Source organism: Micromonospora sp. NPDC085948 (genome assembly GCF_040686315.1).
GTDB lineage: Bacteria > Actinomycetota > Actinomycetes > Mycobacteriales > Micromonosporaceae > Micromonospora.
The window spans coordinates 129,137-147,697 of the sequence record NZ_JBFBJW010000014.1 but is presented as its reverse complement, the minus strand read 5'-3'; the positions used below and the strand labels follow the sequence as shown (position 1 = coordinate 147,697).

General features: G+C 71.4%; 16 protein-coding genes. 8 read left to right on the top strand and 8 right to left on the bottom strand.

Annotated features, from left to right (window positions below):
• Positions 1 to 400 precede the first annotated feature (400 nt).
• On the top strand, positions 401 to 1,336 hold the full coding sequence (locus tag AB0O48_RS28100; RefSeq protein WP_365069224.1) for an endonuclease/exonuclease/phosphatase family protein: 936 nt from the start codon (positions 401 to 403) through the stop codon (positions 1,334 to 1,336).
• A gap of 13 nt (positions 1,337 to 1,349) precedes the next feature.
• Here AB0O48_RS28100 and cimA read toward each other — a convergent pair whose 3' ends face one another.
• Positions 1,350 to 2,933 (bottom strand): citramalate synthase, encoded by a 1,584-nt coding sequence (cimA, locus tag AB0O48_RS28095; RefSeq protein WP_357250601.1) that lies wholly within the window; start codon positions 2,931 to 2,933, stop codon positions 1,350 to 1,352.
• A gap of 316 nt (positions 2,934 to 3,249) precedes the next feature.
• Here cimA and AB0O48_RS28090 point away from each other — a divergent pair, with 316 nt between their 5' ends.
• The 4 genes from AB0O48_RS28090 to AB0O48_RS28075 are packed head-to-tail and all read left to right on the top strand — an operon-like array spanning position 3,250 to position 5,293.
• The gene (locus AB0O48_RS28090) at positions 3,250 to 3,423 is read left to right on the top strand and encodes a hypothetical protein (protein ID WP_365069209.1); all 174 of its coding nucleotides are present in this window, start codon (positions 3,250 to 3,252) and stop codon (positions 3,421 to 3,423) included.
• Between the two features lie 2 nt (positions 3,424 to 3,425).
• Positions 3,426 to 3,995 (top strand): carboxymuconolactone decarboxylase family protein, encoded by a 570-nt coding sequence (locus AB0O48_RS28085; protein ID WP_357250606.1) that lies wholly within the window; start codon positions 3,426 to 3,428, stop codon positions 3,993 to 3,995.
• 25 nt (positions 3,996 to 4,020) lie between these two features.
• The gene (locus AB0O48_RS28080) at positions 4,021 to 4,479 is read left to right on the top strand and encodes a PRC-barrel domain containing protein (protein ID WP_357572153.1); all 459 of its coding nucleotides are present in this window, start codon (positions 4,021 to 4,023) and stop codon (positions 4,477 to 4,479) included.
• 55 nt (positions 4,480 to 4,534) lie between these two features.
• Positions 4,535 to 5,293 (top strand): tyrosine-protein phosphatase, encoded by a 759-nt coding sequence (locus AB0O48_RS28075; protein WP_357250612.1) that lies wholly within the window; start codon positions 4,535 to 4,537, stop codon positions 5,291 to 5,293.
• Between the two features lie 73 nt (positions 5,294 to 5,366).
• On the opposite strand, the gene AB0O48_RS28070 is transcribed toward AB0O48_RS28075, so the two are convergent.
• Complete coding sequence (locus AB0O48_RS28070; RefSeq protein ID WP_357250615.1) at positions 5,367 to 6,464, bottom strand: branched-chain amino acid aminotransferase; 1,098 nt, start codon at positions 6,462 to 6,464, stop codon at positions 5,367 to 5,369.
• Positions 6,465 to 6,627: 163 nt separating this feature from the next.
• Positions 6,628 to 7,659: a 3-isopropylmalate dehydrogenase gene (locus tag AB0O48_RS28065; RefSeq protein ID WP_365069208.1), complete on the bottom strand. Its 1,032-nt coding sequence runs from the start codon at positions 7,657 to 7,659 to the stop codon at positions 6,628 to 6,630.
• Positions 7,660 to 7,885: 226 nt separating this feature from the next.
• Between AB0O48_RS28065 and AB0O48_RS28060 the strand changes: the two genes are divergently transcribed.
• Both AB0O48_RS28060 and AB0O48_RS28055 read left to right on the top strand, forming a co-directional pair.
• Positions 7,886 to 8,728 (top strand): FAD:protein FMN transferase, encoded by an 843-nt coding sequence (locus AB0O48_RS28060; RefSeq protein WP_357250621.1) that lies wholly within the window; start codon positions 7,886 to 7,888, stop codon positions 8,726 to 8,728.
• A gap of 300 nt (positions 8,729 to 9,028) precedes the next feature.
• Positions 9,029 to 9,385, top strand: coding sequence for a hypothetical protein (locus tag AB0O48_RS28055; protein WP_357250624.1), 357 nt, complete (start codon positions 9,029 to 9,031; stop codon positions 9,383 to 9,385).
• A gap of 76 nt (positions 9,386 to 9,461) precedes the next feature.
• Here AB0O48_RS28055 and serA read toward each other — a convergent pair whose 3' ends face one another.
• A complete protein-coding gene (serA, locus tag AB0O48_RS28050) occupies positions 9,462 to 11,060 on the bottom strand; it encodes a phosphoglycerate dehydrogenase (RefSeq protein WP_357250626.1) in 1,599 nt (532 codons plus the stop codon).
• A gap of 268 nt (positions 11,061 to 11,328) precedes the next feature.
• Here serA and AB0O48_RS28045 point away from each other — a divergent pair, with 268 nt between their 5' ends.
• Entirely contained in the window at positions 11,329 to 12,315 is a 987-nt protein-coding gene (locus AB0O48_RS28045; RefSeq protein ID WP_365069207.1) for a hypothetical protein, read from the top strand.
• Positions 12,316 to 12,404: 89 nt separating this feature from the next.
• Here AB0O48_RS28045 and ilvC read toward each other — a convergent pair whose 3' ends face one another.
• From ilvC to AB0O48_RS28025, 4 genes are all read right to left on the bottom strand, one after another.
• Positions 12,405 to 13,418, bottom strand: a complete 1,014-nt coding sequence (gene ilvC, locus AB0O48_RS28040; protein ID WP_357250632.1) for a ketol-acid reductoisomerase — start codon at positions 13,416 to 13,418, stop codon at positions 12,405 to 12,407.
• A gap of 91 nt (positions 13,419 to 13,509) precedes the next feature.
• The gene (ilvN, locus tag AB0O48_RS28035; RefSeq protein WP_124815780.1) at positions 13,510 to 14,025 is read right to left on the bottom strand and encodes an acetolactate synthase small subunit; all 516 of its coding nucleotides are present in this window, start codon (positions 14,023 to 14,025) and stop codon (positions 13,510 to 13,512) included.
• Complete coding sequence (locus AB0O48_RS28030) at positions 14,025 to 15,917, bottom strand: acetolactate synthase large subunit (protein WP_357572155.1); 1,893 nt, start codon at positions 15,915 to 15,917, stop codon at positions 14,025 to 14,027. The genes ilvN and AB0O48_RS28030 overlap by 1 nt, the downstream gene beginning before the upstream one ends.
• Before the next feature lie 187 nt (positions 15,918 to 16,104).
• Positions 16,105 to 18,477, bottom strand: a complete 2,373-nt coding sequence (locus AB0O48_RS28025) for a bifunctional diguanylate cyclase/phosphodiesterase (RefSeq protein ID WP_357250638.1) — start codon at positions 18,475 to 18,477, stop codon at positions 16,105 to 16,107.
• Positions 18,478 to 18,561: the final 84 nt, after the last annotated feature.

Below are 18,561 nucleotides of genomic sequence, written 5' to 3'. Positions count from 1 at the left end.
GTCCCCCTTGTGTGACCGTGCGAATTCGGCCGACCCGCGGGGCGGGACGGATGACTGCCCATGAATAGGCGGACGACGACACTGGGGTGCGGGAAACCTAGCCCACTGGCAACGGTGAGGTTGATTTCTGAACGATCTACATCCCATCTGAGCTGCTATTACTACTCAGAGTTGCGTCGTATGAGCCAGATGGAACGTAGCACCGCAAAAAGCCGGACGTCAATAGTTGATCTCGCTTTATCGAGTTGTCGATCAGCCGTCAGATAATTGTGAAAGGTGAACGTGTCGCCATTCACGAAATAGTTTCGGCACACTCGTTAGGATCAGCGTCATGATCGTCGACGGGCCACCCACGCCCATCCCCTCAGCGCGGTGGTACCGCAGCGCTCGGCTCGGCACGGTGCTCTGCTGGCTGACGGTCGCGCCGATCGCCCTCTGGGCCGCCGTCCGACTGCTCGGCCTGGACCGGGGTCCCCTGGTGCAGGCGCTCGCCTTCACGCCGTACGTCGCGGGTTTCAGCGTGCTGCCACTGGCCCTCGCACTCGCCCTGCGGCGCTGGTGGCCGGCGGCGGTCGCGGCCCTGACCGCGGTGGCCTTGCTCGGCGTCGTCGCACCCCGGACGCTGGCCTCCCCGCAACCCGCGGCGGCCGGGCCGACCGTGCGGCTGCTCACCGCCAACCTGCTCGCCGGCACCGGCGACGCACGCACGCTTGTCGAGCAGGTCCGGCGGCACGGGGTGGACGTGCTCACCGTGCAGGAGTTCACGCCGGAGGCGCGGGCCGCCCTGGATCAGGCCGGCCTCGACCGGCTGCTGCCACACCGGCAGCTCAACCCGGAGATCGGCACGCCCGGCTCCGGGCTCTACTCGCGGTGGCCGCTGACCGACGTCGGCCTGCGGCGCAACCTCAACGGGTGGGGCTTCACCCAGGCGTACGGGACGGTGGCCGTCCCCGGCGCACCCCCGGTACGGGTCGAGTCGGCCCACCCCTCGGCCCCGTACGCGCTGGACCAGGTCGGCAACTGGCGGGCCGACCTGACCGCCCAACCCCCGGCCACCCCGGACGGTGGCCTGCGGATCCTCGCCGGGGACTTCAACGCCACTCTCGACCACGGTCCGCTGCGCGCCCTGCTGCGCACCGGCTACGTGGACGCCGCCGACGCCACCGGCGAGGGCCTGACCGGCACCTGGGGTCCGTACGACGGTGACCTCATCCCACCTGTCACCATCGACCACGTCCTCGTCGACCGCCGCATCGCGGTCCGGTCGGTGCGGGTGCTCACCCTCCCCGGCAGCGACCACCGCCCGGTCCTGGCCACGCTCACCCTCCCACAGTGATCCTGCCGCCGGGTCAGACCGAGGCGGGGGCCAGGCCGTAGGTGAGAGCGTCGATCAGGGCGTGCCAGCTGGCCTCGACCACGTTGGGGTGTACGCCCACCGTGGTCCAGTCGCGGCCGGTGCCGTCGGCGGTCTCCAGCAGCACCCGGGTCACCGCGCCGGTGCCGTGGCTGCCCTCCAGGATGCGCACCTTGTAGTCGGCCAGCTCGAAGCCGCGCAGCTGCGGGTAGTGCTTGGCCAGCCCCACCCGCAGCGCCTCGTCGAGCGCGTTGACCGGGCCGTTGCCCTCGGCGGTGGCGATCACCCGCTCGCCGCGTACCCGGATCTTGACGGTCGCCTCGGAGACCACCGAACCGTCCTCCCGGTGTTCGACGAGCACCCGGTACGACTCCAGGGTGAACGGTCGCGCCGGACCCCCTTCCGGCAGCTCGGAACGGACCAGCAGCTCGAAGGAGGCGTCCGCGGCCTCGAAGGACCAGCCGCCGGCCTCCAACTCCTTGACCCGCTTGGTGACCCGGGTCAGCGCCTCCGGGCTGCCGGCCAGGTCCAGACCGAGCTCACGACTCTTCAGCTCGACACTGGCCCGGCCGGCCATCTCGGTGATCAGGATCCGCATGTCGTTGCCCACCACCGACGGGTCCACGTGGTTGTAGAGCAACGGGTCGACCTTGATCGCGCTCGCGTGCAGCCCCGCCTTGTGGGCGAAGGCGGCGGCCCCGGCGTACGCCTGGTGGGTGTCGGGGGCGATGTTGGCGATCTCGGCGATGGCGTGCGAGACCCGCACCATCTGCGCCAGGCAGCCCTCCGGTAGGACCGGCATGCCCAGCTTGAGTTGGAGGTTGGCGACGACCGCGAAGATGTCGGCGTTGCCGGGGCGTTCGCCGTACCCGTTGGCGGTGCCCTGGACGTGGCGGACACCCGCCTCGACGGCGGCGATCGTGTTCGCCACCGCGCAGGAGGTGTCGTTCTGCGCGTGCATGCCGAGCAGACCGGCGTCGATCCCCAGCCGGTCGGTCAGGTCGCCGATCACGGCGGTCACCTGGGACGGCAGCATGCCGCCGTTGGTGTCGCAGAGCACCATCCGCTCGGCGCCGGCGGCCAACGCGGTCTGCACCACCGCCGCGCCGTACGCCGGGTCGTGCCGGTAGCCGTCGAAGAAGTGCTCGCCGTCGACGAAGACCCTCCGGCCCTCGCGGACGAGGTGGCTGACCGTGTCGTGGATCATCGCCAGGTTCTCCGCGCCGGTGGTGCGCAGCGCCCGCTCGACGTGCCGGCTGTCGGCCTTGGCGACGAGCGCCACCGCCGGGGTCTGCGCGTCCAGCAGGGCCCGCACCTGGGGGTCGTCGGCGACCGCGACACCGGCCTTGCGGGTGGCGCCGAACGCGACAAGCACGGCGTGCCGCAGGTCCAACTCGGTACGCGCCCGACGGAAGAACTCGGTGTCCTTGGGCACCGCGCCCGGCCAGCCACCTTCGATGAAGCCGACGCCGAACTCGTCGAGCAGCCGGGCCACGGCCAGCTTGTCGACCACCGAGTAGGTGAGCCCCTCGCGCTGGGCGCCGTCGCGCAAGGTCGTGTCGAAGACCTGGAACGTCATCAGGATCCTTTCTCGGAGCAACAAAAAGACCTCCCGCGGGTGCGGGAGGTCTGCGCGCTCGGCGGAGGGGAGAGCCGGCGCGCTAGGTCGCAATAATCAGGGCGGTGCTGGTCACGATGGCCACTCTGCCACTCCTCACCTCTTTTTGGGAGGATCAATCCACATAGCGGGACAGTGACTGAGCGTTCGTTCACCCCGAACGGTCGCTCGTGATCGGCTTCACAAGCCACCGGGCCCCTCATCGGCAGAAACAGTCGTGCGGAAGCATCTGCAACGGATCCAGTGGCGGCCACCGTGCCGTCGGCAAGGAGGACCTGTGCTCACCGTCAGTGACCGCTTACCTGAGCACGGACCCACCGCCCGCGTATCGCTGGACGCCACCAACGCGTCCGCGACGATCAGCCACCCGTCCCACGAGGGCACGTGGCGTCTGGTCCTCGTCGGGCCGATGGAGTTCACCTCCATCGGCCCGACGGAGATCGGGGTCTGACCATGGGCCTGGACGCCATCAGGGCGGCCCTGCCGGAGTACGCCAGGGACATCGCGCTCAACCTGGGCGCCACCATCGGCACCTCGGCGTTGACCCCGGCGCAGAGCTGGGGCACCGCGCTGGCCTGCGCGGTGACCGCCCGCAACCCGGTGGTGCTGCGGGAGATCGCGGCCGAGGCGCTCGGCCACCTCGGACCGGAGGGTGTCGAGGCGGCCAAGGGCGCCGCGGCGATCATGGCGATGAACAACATCTACTACCGGGCCAAGCACCTGATCGGCGACGAGCAGTACGCCTCGATGCCGGCCCGCCTGCGCATGCGGATCATCGCGAGGCCAGGGGTGGACAAGGGCGACTTCGAGCTCTGGTGCCTCGCCGTGTCGGCCATCGCCGGCTGCGGGGTGTGCCTGGAGTTGCACGAGAAGAAGCTGCGCGGCAGCGGCTTCACCCGGGAGCAACTGCACGAGACCCTGCGGATCTCCGCCGTGGTGCACGCCGCGGCGGTCACCCTGGACGCCGAGGCCGCCGTTTCCGGCCCCCGACAGCCGGGTAGCTCCTGCCAAGACATGAGCTGATCGGTGACAGTCAGGAGTGAACGGCATGGACAGGATCGATCCGCACGCCACGCACGCCGGGCCGGACCCGCTGCACGGCGGCGACCAGGGCGTCGTGCCCGGTGGCGCGCCAGCCGGCACGTTCGACCCCTGGCGGTACCGGGACCAGGCCGGGGTGGCCGACGCCGACCTGGTCGGCTACAAGGTCGAGGCCAGCGACGGTGGCGTCGGCAAGATCGACAGTGCCAGCCACGAGGTGGGCGGCAGCTACCTGGTGGTGGACACCGGCCCCTGGATCTTCGGCAAGAAGGTGATGCTGCCGGCCGGCACCGTCAACCAGGTCGACCACGACCAGCGCACCGTCTCCGTCGACCGCACCCGGGACCAGATCAAGGCCGCCCCGGAGTACGACGAGAGCAGCCACAGCGACCCGACCTACCGGGATCAGCTGGGCGGCTACTACGACGAGACGTACGGCGCCCTCCCGCCGGGCACGGCCCGCTGACTGTTCGACCCGACGGCCGGTGGGGTGTGGTCCCACCGGCCGTTACCGTGTGAGCGTGGACGCCATCGACGAAAATCGTCAGACCTCGCTGCTGCCCGCCACCTTCAACTTCCGCGACGTCGGTGGCCACCTCGGCCACGGCGACCGACCCGTACGCCGGGGCCGGCTCTTCCGTTCCGACTCGCTGCACCGCCTCACCGAGCAGGACGGGGACGCGTTCGCCGCGATCGGGATCCGCACCGTCATCGACCTGCGCCGCCCCAGCGAGGTGCAGCGGGACGGCCGGGTGCCGGCATACCAGGGGCTGACCTACCGCAACATCCACCCGGAGCACGCCGACTGGGCGAGCACACCGCACCAGGAGGGTGCCAGCCTGGCCCGTTACCTCGCGGACCGGTACGCCGACCTGGCCCAGACCGGCACCGCCGGGCTGGCCGAGGCGGTCGGGTTGATCGCCGACTCCGCCAATGCCCCGGCGGTGGTGCACTGTGTCGCCGGCAAGGACCGTACCGGCATCGTCTGTGCGCTGACGCTCTCCGTGCTCGGCGTCGACGACGCGGACATCACCGCGGACTACGCCCTCAGCTCCGAGGCGTCGGCCCGGTTCAGTGCCTGGCTGGCAACCACCAGCCCGACTGGCCCGGCCGTGCCGGCGCCGTTTCTGGCCTCGCCCGCCGAGGCGATGCAGCTCTTCCTCGACGAGCTACGCGAGGGGTACGGCTCGGTCGAGGCGTACCTGCGGCACGCCGGGGTGACCGACGAGCAGCTCGCCGCCCTCCGCGACCACCTGCTCGAGGAGCCGACCGAGGCGTAGCCCGCCGGGGCCGACCACGACCGCCGACTGCGCCGGCCCGTCCGATGGGGACGGGCCGGCACGGCCACGGAGGTCAGAGGACCCGCTGCACCCAGCCGTACTCGTCGGCCGCCTTGCCGCGCTGGATGTTCACCAACTGCTCGCGGATGCTCATGGTGACCCGGCCGGGCTCGCCGCCACCGACCAGGAACTCACCGTCGGGGAAGCGGACCCCGCCGATCGGGGTGACCACCGCGGCGGTGCCGCAGGCGAACACCTCCCGGAGGCGACCGCTGGCCGCGTCGGCCTGCCAGTCGGCGAAGCTGACCGGTCGCTCCTCGACCACGTGCCCGGCCGCGCCGGCCAGCGTGAGGATCGCGTCGCGGGTGATGCCCGGCAGGATCGTGCCGGTCAGCGGCGGGGTGACGATCGAGTTGTCGTCGTAGACGAAGAAGACGTTCATGCCGCCCAACTCGTCCACGAACCGGCGCTCCACCGCGTCCAGGAAGACGACCTGGTCGCAGCCAGCCTCGATCGCCTCGGCCTGGGCTGCCAGCGACGTCGCGTAGTTGCCGCCGCACTTGGCCGCGCCGGTGCCGCCGGGCGCGGCCCGGGTGTAGTCCGGCGAGACCCAGACGGTGACCGGCTTGACCCCACCGGTGAAGTACGCGCCGACAGGTGAGGCGATCACCAGGTAGAGGTATTCGTTGGCCGGGCGGACGCCGAGGAAGACCTCGCTGGCGAACATGAACGGCCGCAGGTAGAGGCTGCCGTCCTCGCCGGTGGGGATCCACTCCTGGTCGATCTCGATGAGCTTGTGCAGCGAGTCGACGAACACCTCGGGCGGCAGCTCCGGCATCGCCATCCGCTGTGCCGACGCGACGAACCGGGCCGCGTTGGCGTCCGGCCGGAACATCGTCACGCCGCCGTCGGCCGTCCGGTACGCCTTCAGTCCCTCGAAGATCTCCTGCGCGTAGTGCAGCACCGCGCTGGCCGGGTCCATCGGGATCGGGCCTCGCGCCTCCACCCGGGCGTCGTACCAGCCCTTGCCCTCGGCGTAGCGGACGGTGACCATGTGGTCGGTGAAGACGCGGCCGAACCCGGGGTTGGCCAGCAGGGCGGCCCGGTCGGCGGCGGATACCGGCGCGGGATTCGGACGGATCTCGAAGTCGAGCATGTCACCACCGCTCATCGGGCTGACCTCCCTGCGGGACAACGGCATGCGGGACCGCACACCGAATTGGCTGTGCCAGAAACTTACCCGAACGGCCGTTCAGCGGGTAGCGCCGCTCGGGCGAGACGGGCGGTCCGGCCGAGCCGAGGGCTGGGCCGGCCGCTGCTGGGGCCGGGGGCGGTCAGGCTACGGCGTGGGCCGCGAGCCGATCCCCGACCTCTTCGGTCCGCAGCGCGACGCCCGGAGTGCGGGCGGCCAGCTCGGCGGCGACCGCCGCGTTGACCCGGGCCGCGGACTCGGTGTGCCCGAGCTGCTCCAGCAGCAGTGCGGCGGAGAGCACGGCGGCGACCGGGTCGGCGATGCCCCGCCCGGCGATGTCCGGCGCCGAGCCGTGTACCGGCTCGAACATCGAGGGGTACGCCCCCTCGGGGTTGATGCAGCCGCTTGCCGCCAGCCCGATCCCACCGGTGACGGCGGCGGCGATGTCGGTGAGGATGTCACCGAAGAGGTTGTCGGTGACCACCACGTCGTAGCGCTGCGGCTGGGTGACCAGGAACATCGCGGCGGCGTCGACGTGCTGATATTCGGTGGCGATGTCCGGGTGCTCGGCGGCGACCAGGTCGAAGGTGCGCGACCAGAGCGACCCGGCGTGGGTGAGCACGTTGGTCTTGTGCACCAGGGTGACCTTGCGTCGCTCCCGGCGGGCGGCGCGGGTGAACGCGTCGCGGATCACCCGCTCCACGCCGTGCCGGGTGTTCAGGCTCTCCTCCGTGGCGACCTCGGCGGGAGTGTCCCGGTGCAGCGTTCCACCGGCCCCGGCGTAGAGGCCCTCGGTGCCCTCGCGGACCACCACGAGGTCGACCTCGCCCGGCTTGACGTTGCCGAGCGGGCCGGCGACTCCGGGCCAGAGCCGGGACGGGCGCAGGTTGACGTACTGGTCGAACGCGAACCGGAGCTTGAGCAGCAGTCCCCGCTCCAGGACACCGGGCGGGACCGTCGGGTCACCGACCGCGCCGAGCAGGATCGCGTCGTGCCCGGCCAACTCGGTCAGCACCGAGTCGGGCAGCACCTCTCCGGTACGGTGCCAGCGGGCCGCGCCGAGGTCGTACTCGGTGGCCTGCACGCCCGGCAGCACCGCGTCGAGGACCTTGCGGGCCTGCGCGACCACCTCGGGCCCGATGCCGTCTCCGGCCACCACCGCGATCCGCGCCACGACCGCACTCCTCTGCTCAACGGGTCCGTCCCGGCAACGGTACGTCGCTGTCCCGCCTCCCGGTACGCGGGGTCCAACATCTGAGAAATTGTGATGCACAGCAGCCTCTCAGCTGGGACTCATGAGGCGGTCATGTCCGCTGCCTACGGTGTGGTCAGCGGGTCACGGGGGCCTGCTGACCGCCGGGTCGCGACGACGCGGCACCGAGTGCGAGGGGACAGATGCGATGCGCATCGACGAGCAGCCGCGGACCCGCTGGCCGGACCCGTCGGCATTCCGCAGTCGTCGACCGGACCTTCGCCTCGGCAGCCGCCGACAGCGGATCGACCCGGCCGGCGCCACCGAGGGCCGGATCGCCGTGCAGCACACCGTCCGCACCGCGACCGCCGAATACACCCTCCTCCTCAACGCGCCCGAGTGGCTCGGCCGCCGGGGCGTGGGCGAGGCTCTGCGGGACAGCGTCGCGGAGCTGCGCGCCATCGACCTCACCTACGGCCCCAACCGGCCGGAGAGCCTGGTCTCCCGGTTGCGCCGGGGTGAGATCAGCCCGGATTCGTACGCCCCGCTCGCCGACCTGGTGGACCGCTGCGCGGCCATGCGCGCGGCCACCGACGGGTGGTTCGACGCCTGGGCGGTGCCCGGCGGCTTCGACCCGGGCGGTCTGCTCGGTGGCTGGGCGGTGGAACGGGCCGCCGAGAGGCTTCGGGCCGCGGGAATCCACGACTACGCCGTACTGGCCGGAGCCGACCTCGTCGTCCGCGGCCACGCGCCGCACGGTGGGCCGTGGCGGGTCGCGGTGCACCACCCCACCGCACCCGAGCGCGCACCGCTGGTGTTGGAGATGACCGCCGGCGCGGTCGGCACCTCCGGGGTGACCGGGCGACAGGGGCACGTGGTGGACCCGCACACCGGCGAGCCGGCCGACCAGCTCGTCGCCGCCACGGTCGTGGGTCCGGACCTGACGATCGCCGACGCCTACGCCACCGCGCTGTACGCCGCCGGCCCCACCGGCCTGGCGTGGTTCCGGGGCAACTCCCACTATCGGGTGCTCTTCGCCCACCGACGCTGAGTGTTGCGATCGGCCCCCACGCTCTCGGCAACGATCGTGGGGGCCGATCAGCGACGAGTGCGCGTGGCTCGCACAATCGAGGGGTGCGGACCGGTCGCGCCGGATGCCGACCGCGCCACCCGAAGACGGGCCGGCGCCTCGAACTCGGCCAGTGACCGCAGTACGTACGCTAGCGAATCGACGCAACTCGACGCAAGAGTCTCTACACCGGACCGTCGGGACGGGAGACTCCGGACCCGATGGTTGACCGGCGGCGAGGCAGTTTCGACATGGTGAACGGCGGATGGCACGCTATCCGCCGTGAGTTTCGATCTGAGCGTGTGGGCCCTGGAGGCCGGGGCGACGCCCGAGGACGTGCGGACAGCGGTCAACGGTTGCCGGCAGGGGCGACACGTGGACCGTTACCCGGATCCGCGGGTGGTCAGCTTCTACCGGGCGATCACCGCGTCCTATCCGGACCGTCACCCCGGCGCGAACAGCCCGTGGGCGGTGGCACCACTGCACGCAGCCCACGATCATGTCGAGCTGAACCTGCACCCGACCTGCGCGGACCAGGTGCTGCTGGACATCGAGCGGCTGGCCGGCGAGCACGGGCTGATGCTCTTCGACCCGCAGGACGGCTCGGTCTACCCGCCCCCGGCGCGACTGCCCGGCTGACCTGACCGGCGGCACGGCCTGGGAAATGACGAGGGGCCCGGCGAATCGCCAGGCCCCCCACGGTGCGTGTCGGTTACTACTCGTCGCGCAGATCAGCGGCGCTGGCCGCGGTCGCGCCGATCGACTCGGCGGCCGAGGTGAGCAGGTCGGCGCCGAGCGCCTGGTCGACGGTGAGCGTCATCAGCGTCTCGCCGCCCGCCTCACGCCGGGCCACCTGCATGGCGGCGATGTTGATGCCCGACTCGCCGAGCAGGGTGCCGACCGTGCCGACGACACCGGGCCGGTCGGCGTAGCGCAGGAAGAGCAGGATGCCCTCCGCGCCGATCTCCACGTCGAAGCCGTCCACCTCGGTCAGCTTGAGCACGTCCCGAGCACCCGAGTGGGTGACCGTGCCGGAGACACTCACCGTCCGGCCGTCCGGCAGCGCGCCGCGTACGGTGACCAGGGTGGGCTGCTCGGCCGTCTCGGCCAGGGCCGCCAGGGTGACCTCGACGCCCCGCTCCGCGGCCAGGTGCGGCGCGTTGACGTAGGTGACCTGCTCCTCGACCACCGAGCTGAACAGGCCCTTCGTCGCGGCGAGCTTCAGCACCGACACGTCGTGCGCGACGATCTCGCCGCGAACCTCGACGGTGACGCTGGCCGCGATGCCGCCGGCGACAGCGGTGAACGCCCGGCCCAGCTTCTCGGCCAGCGGCAGCAGTGGCCGCACGTCCTCGGCGACCACGCCGCCGGCCTGCACGTTCACCGCGTCCGGCACGAACTCGCCCTGCAACGCGAGCTTGACGCTCTTCGCCACGGCGAGACCGGCCTTGTCCTGCGCCTCGTTGGTGGAGGCGCCCAGGTGCGGGGTGGCCACCACGTTGTCGAAGGCGAACAGCGGCGAGGAGGTGCACGGCTCCTTGCTGTACACGTCGACACCGGCGCCGGCGACCCGGCCCTCGGCGATGGCGTTCGCGAGCGCCTGCTCGTCGACGAGGCCACCACGGGCGGCGTTGACGATGCGAACGCCGGGCTTGACGATCGCCAGCTCCTTCTCACCGATCAGGCCGACCGTCTCCGGCGTCTTCGGCAGGTGGATGGAGATGAAGTCGCTCTCCCGCAGCAGCTCCTCCAGCCCGACCAGGCGGACGCCGAGCTGCGCCGCACGGGCCGGCTGGATGTACGGGTCGTACGCGATCAGCCGGGTGCCGAACGCGGCGATGCGCTGCGCGAAGAGCACGCCGATGCGACCGAGCCCCACCACGCCGACGGTCTTGCCCTGCACCTCGACGCCCGTGTACTTCGACCGCTTCCACTCCCCCGCCTTGAGCGCGGCACTGGCGCTGGCGGTGTTCCGGGCGACGGCGAGCAACAGCGCGACGGCCTGCTCGGCGGCGGAGACGATGTTGGAGGTGGGCGCGTTCACGACCATCACGCCCCGCGCGGTGGCGGCCGCCACCTCGACGTTGTCCAGCCCGACGCCGGCCCGGGCGACCACCTTGAGTCGCGGTGCGGCGGCGACCGCCTCCGCGTCGATCTGGGTGGCGCTGCGCACGATGACGGCGTCGGCCTCGGAGAGCGCCGAGAGCAGGGCCGGACGGTCGGTGCCGTCGACGTGCCGGACGTCGAAGTCGTGGGCGAGCACCTCGATGGCGGCGGGGGCGAGTTCTTCGGCGATCAGTACGACAGGATTCATCGGTCCTCGTAGAGGTCGTGTTTGCGATCGGCGCGGGCGGCCGGGCGCAGCACTGCGCCCTGCGCTGATCCGTGCCGTGGCCGTCAGGTGCCGGCTGCTGCACCTACAGGCGATCGTAGGGGCCGGGCTGGTCGACGTGTTCCGGTCTTCGGGGTGAGTGCCCTCACACGCCCGGTCGAGCGACGGACATCGGCCGTTCACCGCACCGACACGGTTGCCCGCGCCCGCTACAACCGGAGACACACCCCTGCGGGAGGAGCCACAATTGTTGCTCGCCGTGCGTCGCACGCTGCTGCGACAGCTGACCCGCATCGATCTCACGCGGTTCGGTCCGAAGCTGGCCGAGGCGTTGGTCACCCGGTCCCAACAGGTGAAAATCCGACGCAGCTTCGTGTCCCGGCGCACCGCCGCCGCGGACGAGGCGGTCGCGCTCTACCGGCGGCTGGTCCAGGACCGGCCGGGCCGGCACGAGGTGGGGCTCGCGCGGGCGCTCGTCGCGCAAGGATCCGTCCCCGACGACCGCACGGTCGAATCCGCGGTCGCGCAGGGCCGGGAGGCGATCGGGTACGTCGGGAACGCGACCGACCGAGACGGCCTCGTCGTCCTGGCCGCGGCGCAGCTGATGGTGGCCATGCAACTCCGCTCCGACGCACCCCGCGACGCGCTGCTGCTCGCCGACCAGGCCCGGGATACCTGGCTACGGTGCGCGCCGCTCGGCGCCCGTGAGCGGATGGCGTTGGCCCGGTCCCTCACCGAGCTCGGCTACTGCCGGGCGGTGCTGGGCGAGCCGGCCGCGGCGCTCGCCGCCCGGGAGGAGGCGGTCGAGTTGTTCCGGCGGCTTCCCCTCTGGATGCGGCTGAAGCACATGCCCGCCCGACTCGAGGCGATGACCGGGCTGGCGGAATCCCTCGTCTCGCATCGTCGGTGGGCCGAGGCGCTGACGCTGACCACGGGTGCCCGCGAGGACCTGACCTTCATGAGCCGTGTGGAGCCACTGCGGTTCCGGCCGATGCTCGGCAGACTGTTGTTCGTGATCGCCAAGTGCCACGTGGGGCTCGGCGAACCGGAGGCGGCTGTTGCGGCGGCCGAGGAGGCGGTCGGGCACTACCGCTGGTTGGCCGAACACGACCCCGTTCGATATCACAGTCGGTTGGTCGTCGCGCTACGCGCGTTGGCCGGCATCCTCAACGCCCTTGGGCGGTACGAGAGGGCAGCCTGGGCAGCCGCTGAGGCCGAGGCGACGGAAAGCCGCTGACGCGGGGCGTTACGGCCAGCGGCCGGCGACCCGCGCTGGGGAGAGCGCGGGATCGCCGGCCGCTGGTGGACCGTTTCGGGTCGTACGGGTCAGGCGGTCTCGGTGATCGGGCGGTCGACCCAGCTCATCATGCCGCGCAGCTTCTTGCCGGTCTCCTCGATCGGGTGCGCCGCACCCTCGGCCTGCCACTTGGTGAAGTTGGGCCGGCCGGCCTCGTCCTCGGCGACCCACTCGCGGGCGAACTCGCCGGACTGGATCTCGCCCAGGATCTTGCGCATCTCGTCCTTGACCCGGGAGTCGATGATGCGCGAGCCACGGGAGAGGTCGCCGTACTCGGCGGTGTCGGAGATGCTGTAGCGCATCTTCGCGATGCCGCCCTCGTACATGAGGTCGACGATCAGCTTCAGCTCGTGCAGGCACTCGAAGTAGGCGACCTCCGGGGCGTAGCCCGCCTCGGTGAGCACCTCGAAACCGGTCTGCACCAGCGCCGAGGCACCGCCGCAGAGCACCGCCTGCTCGCCGAAGAGGTCGGTCTCGGTCTCCTCGGTGAAGGTGGTCTTGATCGCGCCGGCGCGGGTGCCGCCGATCCCCTTGGCGTACGCGAGGGCGAGGGCGAAGGCGTTGCCGCTGGCGTCCTGCTCGACGGCGACGAGACAGGGCACACCCTTGCCGTCGGCGTACTGGCGGCGGACCAGGTGGCCGGGGCCCTTCGGCGCGACCATCGCCACGTCCACGTCGGCCGGCGGCTTGATCAGGTCGTACCGGATGTTGAAGCCGTGGCCGAAGAAGATGGCCTTGCCCGCGGCGAGGTTCGGGGCGATCGACTCCGAGTAGATCGAACGCTGGGCGGTGTCCGGCGCGAGCACCATGATCACGTCGGCCTCGGCGGAGGCCTGCGCCGGCGTGAGGACCCGGAAGCCCTGCTCCTCGGCCTTGGGCCGGCTCTTCGAGCCCTCCGGCAGACCGATCACCACGTCGACGCCGGAATCCCGCAGCGACAGCGCGTGGGCGTGGCCCTGACTGCCGTAGCCGATGACCGCGACCTTCTTGGCCTGGATCAGGCCGAGGTCGGCATCGTCGTCGTAGAACACCTCAACGCTCATGAGAACTTCCCTTTCGTACGACGGACGGGGCGGCCCGTCGTGGCTGTGCGGATGGGTTCGGGTACGGCCCGGCCGGGCCGACCGGTGGCGGTCAGGCGGCCCGGAGCGCGGGCCCGGCGGTGATCGAACGCGAGCCGCGCCCGATCGCCACCAGCCCGGACTGGACCATCTCCTTGATCCCGAAGGATTCAAGATCACGGAGTAGCGCGTCGAGCTTGTCCGGGGTGCCGGTGGCCTCGATGGTCAGGGTGTCCGGGGCGACGTCGACCACCCGGGCGCGGAACAGGTTGACGGTCTCCAACACCTGGGACCGGGCGGACCGGTCGGCGCGGACCTTCACCAGCAGCAACTCCCGGGCGACCGAGACCTGCGGATCCAGCTCAACGATCTTGAGCACGTTGACCAGCTTGTTGAGCTGCTTGGTGACCTGCTCCAACGGAGACGACTCGGCGTTGACCACGATGGTGATCCGGGAGACGTCCGGGTTCTCGGTCTCGCCGACGGCGAGACTGTCGATGTTGAACCCGCGCCGGGAGAACAGGCCGGAGACCCGGGCGAGCACACCGGGCTTGTTCTCCACGAGCACGGACAGGGTGTGCATGGTCATTAGATATCATCCTCGTCGAAGACCGGGCGGACGCCGCGGGCGAACATGATCTCGTCGTTGCTGGTGCCGGCGGCGACCATCGGCCAGACCATCGCGTCCTTGCCGACCACGAAGTCGATCACGACCGGAGCGTCGTTGATCTCCATGGCCGCGGCGATGGTCTTGTCCACGTCGTCGGCGGTCTCGCAGCGCAACCCGATGCAGCCCAGCGCCTCGGCGAGCTTGACGAAATCCGGAATGCGGTGCTTGTGGGTGCCGAGGTCGGTGTTGGAGTAGCGCTCGTTGTAGAACAGCGTCTGCCACTGCCGGACCATGCCGAGATTGCCGTTGTTGATCACGGCGATCTTGACCGGGATGCCCTCCAACGCGCAGGTGGCCAACTCCTGGTTGGTCATCTGGAAGCAGCCGTCACCGTCCACCGCCCAGACCACCGTGTCCGGCTTGCCGACCTTCGCGCCCATCGCCGCCGGCACCGCGTAGCCCATCGTGCCGAGGCCGCCGGAATTCAACCAGGTGTACGGCTTCTCGTAGGAGATGAACTGGGACGCCCACATCTGGTGCTGGCCCACCCCGGCCACGAAGATCGCGTCCGGGCCGACGATCTCGCCCAGGCGCTTGATCACGTACTGCGGGGAGAGCGTGCCGTCGGACGGCTCGTCGTAGCCCAGCGGGTAACGGTTGCGCAGGTCGTCCAGCTGAGTCCACCAGTCGCCCAGGTCGGTGCTGCGACCCGCCGACCGCTCGACGGTCACCGCGGCGATCAGCTCGTCGATGACGTGCTTGGCGTCTCCGACGATCGGCACGTCCACGTGCCGGTTCTTGCCGATCTCCGCCGGGTCGATGTCCGCGTGCACCACTGTCGCGTCCGGGGCGAACGAGTCGAGCTTGCCGGTGACCCGGTCGTCGAACCGCGCGCCGAGCGCGACGATCAGATCCGCCTTCTGCAGGCCGTAGACCGCGGCGACGGTGCCGTGCATGCCGGGCATGCCCAGGTGTTGCTGATGCGAGTCGGGGAACGCGCCGAGCGCCATCAGCGTGGTGACCACCGGGATGCCGGTCAGCTCGGCCAGTCGGCGCAGCCCGTCCGTGGCGCCGGCCTTGAGGACACCACCACCGACGTAGAGCACCGGCCGGCGGGCCGCGGCCATCAGCCGCGCCGCCTCCCGGATCTGCTTGCCGTGCGGGTGCAGGGTCGGCCGGTAGCCGGGCAGGTCCAGGGTGGGCGGCCAGGCGAAGGTGGTCTGCGCCTGGAGAACGTCCTTGGGGATGTCGACGAGCACCGGGCCGGGCCGGCCGCTGCTGGCCAGGTGGAACGCCTCGGCCAGCACCTGGGGGATCTCCTCGGCGTTCTGCACGAGGAAGTTGTGCTTGGTGATCGGCAGGGTGATGCCCTGGATGTCCGCCTCCTGGAAGGCGTCGGTGCCGATCGACGGGCGGGCCACCTGCCCGGTGATCGCCACCATCGCCACCGAATCCATGTACGCGTCGGCGATCGGGGTGACCAGGTTCGTCGCACCCGGGCCGGAGGTGGCGATGCACACGCCGACCTTGCCGGTGGCCTGCGCGTACCCGGTCGCCGCGTGCCCCGCGCCCTGCTCGTGGCGCACCAGGATGTGCCGGACGCTGGAGTCGTAGAGCGGGTCGTACGCCGGCAGGATCGCGCCGCCCGGGATGCCGAAGACGACGTCGACCTCGAGCGCCTCGAGGGACCGCACGAGCGAACCGGCCCCGGTGACCTGGGTCGGCGCGGAGGGCCGTACCGCCGGAACGGCCGGGGTGGCCGGGGTGGCCGCGGAACGCGCGGCGGCCGGGTCGACGTCGACGGTCGGGTCGACGGCCGCACGGGCCCGGCGGGCGGAGTGGGCGAGGGTCTCGGGCGTGGGTCTCGTCATGACGGTTCTGGCCTTCGGCTGGAGTGGCTGGTGGCTAGTCAAGCGATGCGACGCGGGCGGAGCCCGCCTCGCCAGGTTCCGATGGCAATAAAAACGGCCCTCGTGCAGATGCACGGGGCCAGCGCACTCTCAATGGGGAGAGTGCGCTCAGGTAAGTACTCGCAGCGACCGGTACGACGACATGCGGCTAAGCCTGACGCATCTCACGCGATGAGTCAACTGCTCCCACATGTTGGTCAACGGACGTCGGCGAGTCGCCCGGCGACTCGCCATCGGCAGCCGGGTTGACCTGCGCGTAACCGCCCGGAACCCGGCGTGGCGGGGGCACCGGCGTGGGCCGTGCACCCGGTGAGGTGGCCGCCTCCAGCATCGCCTCCAGGTGCTCGGCCGGCACCCCCCAGCCGAAGAGCGCGCCCTGGCCGAAGCGGCAGCCGGCGGCCACCACCGCGGCCAGCTCGGTAGGCGTGGTCACCCCCTCGGCGATCACCTCCAGGCCCAACTGGTGGCCCAGTCGCATGACGATGTCGACCATCGGGGCGAACGCCGGACCGTCCCGACCGACCGGCCGGACCGGCTCGTGCTCGGCCACCAGACTGTGGTCGATCTTCAGAATGTCGATCGGCAGCCGGCGCAGCTGCCCCAGCGACGAGTAGCCGGCCCCGAAGTCGTCGAGCGCGATCCGGACACCTGTCAACCGCAGGGCGGTCAGCCGCCGGATCAGCTCGTCCAGGTCGGTGGCGACCGCGTGCTCGGTGACCTCCAGCACCAACCGCTGCGGCGGCACGTGGTGGGCCCGCAGCGCCTCGGCGACCTGGACCACGTACTCCGGGGCGTGCAGCTCGCGCGGAGAGACGTTCACCGACACCCAGACGTCGTGGCCGTCCGCCAGCCAACGGGACAGTTGGTAGCAGGCCTGGTGCAGCACCCACGCACCCAGCGGGGCGATCATGCCGCACTCCTCGGCGAGCGGGATGAACTCGTCCGGGCCGACGTTGCCCAGCTCGGGGTGGTGCCACCGCAACAGCGCCTCGGCGCCCACCGGCCGCACCGACGGCAGCGACGCCACCGGCTGGAAGGCCAACCGCAGCTCGTCGCGATCGATGGCGCCGCGCAGCTCGTGCTCCACCGTCGTCCGCCGGCGCAGCAGCTTGTCGTACGTGGCGTCGTAGCGTTCGATCCGGTTCTTGCCGCGCTGCTTGGCGTAGCGCAACGCCAGGTCGGCGTGGCGCAGCAGCAGGTCCACGTCCGGCTCGCCGACCCAACCGGCCACCCCGATGCTCACCGAGAGGAAGACTGGCCCCTCCGGCTCGTCGTACGGCCGGTTGACCACCCCGAGCAACCGCTCGGCGACACGGTCCGCCTCGGCCGGGCGGCCCTGCATGAGGACGGCGAACTCGTCGCCACCCAACCGGGCGGCCACGTCGCCGGGGCGCAGGTTGCTCCGCAGCCGCCGCCCGACCTCGGCCAGCACGGCGTCACCCACGTCGTGGCCGCGCATGTCGTTGACGTTCTTGAAGCCGTCCAGGTCGAGACCGAGCAGCACGCACGGAGTGCCCGCCGCGGCGCTGTCGTGAAGTGCGCGCAGCAGTCCGCGCCGATTGGCCAACGACGTCAGCGGGTCGGTGTGCGCCAGCTCGCGGAAGTGGGCCTCCCGCTCGGCCAGGCGGCTCGCGTACCCCCGGACGTCGCGCAGGGTGAGGTACTGCCGCGCCACCAGGGCGAAGCCCTCCACGCTGCCGGCCACGATGCCCGCCGCGGTGAAGCGGCCGTTCTGGGCGAGGTGATACATCGCCGAGGCGGCCATCGCGACCATCGGGGCGATCGCGTACTCGCCGTCGCGACCGATCAGATCCACCTCGACCTGCCCCGGCCGGTCGGCCCGGTGCACGGCGAGCGCGACGGTCAGCAGTCCGGCGGCGAGCACTGCCGCGCCGGTGAACGCCATGGTCGGCCCGGTCTGGCAGAGCCCGGCACTGAGACCCATCCCGCCGCAGCTGACCGCACTGACGCCGACGCCCAGTGCGGCGAGCCGTCGACGTGGGGCGGCAGCCCGGAAGATGACGATCACGGCGAGCCCGGCACCGAGCGCGGCACTCACCGTGACCACCAGGATCGCCGGGCAGGCAGTCGGGGTGGCGGCGCCGAGCAACCGGGTGGGCTCGGAGAACAGCACCCAGCCGACGAACCACAGCGCCGCCGCCATCACCAGCCCGTCCAGGGCGAGCCGGGCCGTGCCCGCCGCGGTGGCCGCCACCCCCGGCAGCCGGAGCAGCCCGGCGGCGAAGGCCAGCCCACTCACCGCCGTGCCGATCGCCACCACGGTCGCCCAGCCCGTGCGCTGCCCCTGCTCGTGGGTCCAGTGGGGGTTGGCGTTGAGCGCGGCGACCACCCCGGCCAGCAGGCTGAGCAGGGCGACCCCGGCGGCCACCGCGAGCAGCACGTGTGCCGGTCGACGCGGCCCGGTGCGCCGCCGGGCGACCAGGGTCAGCAACACGGCGGCCGCAGCGGCGACGAGCCCGCTGAGCCCCGCGACAGCGACCATGCCCGGGGGGAGTTGCACGCCTTAAAGAGTGCCGGATCGACGCACGCCGTGGGGGGCTGGGTGTGCAACTGTTGGGACACGGCGCATACGCGGGAGGGTAAG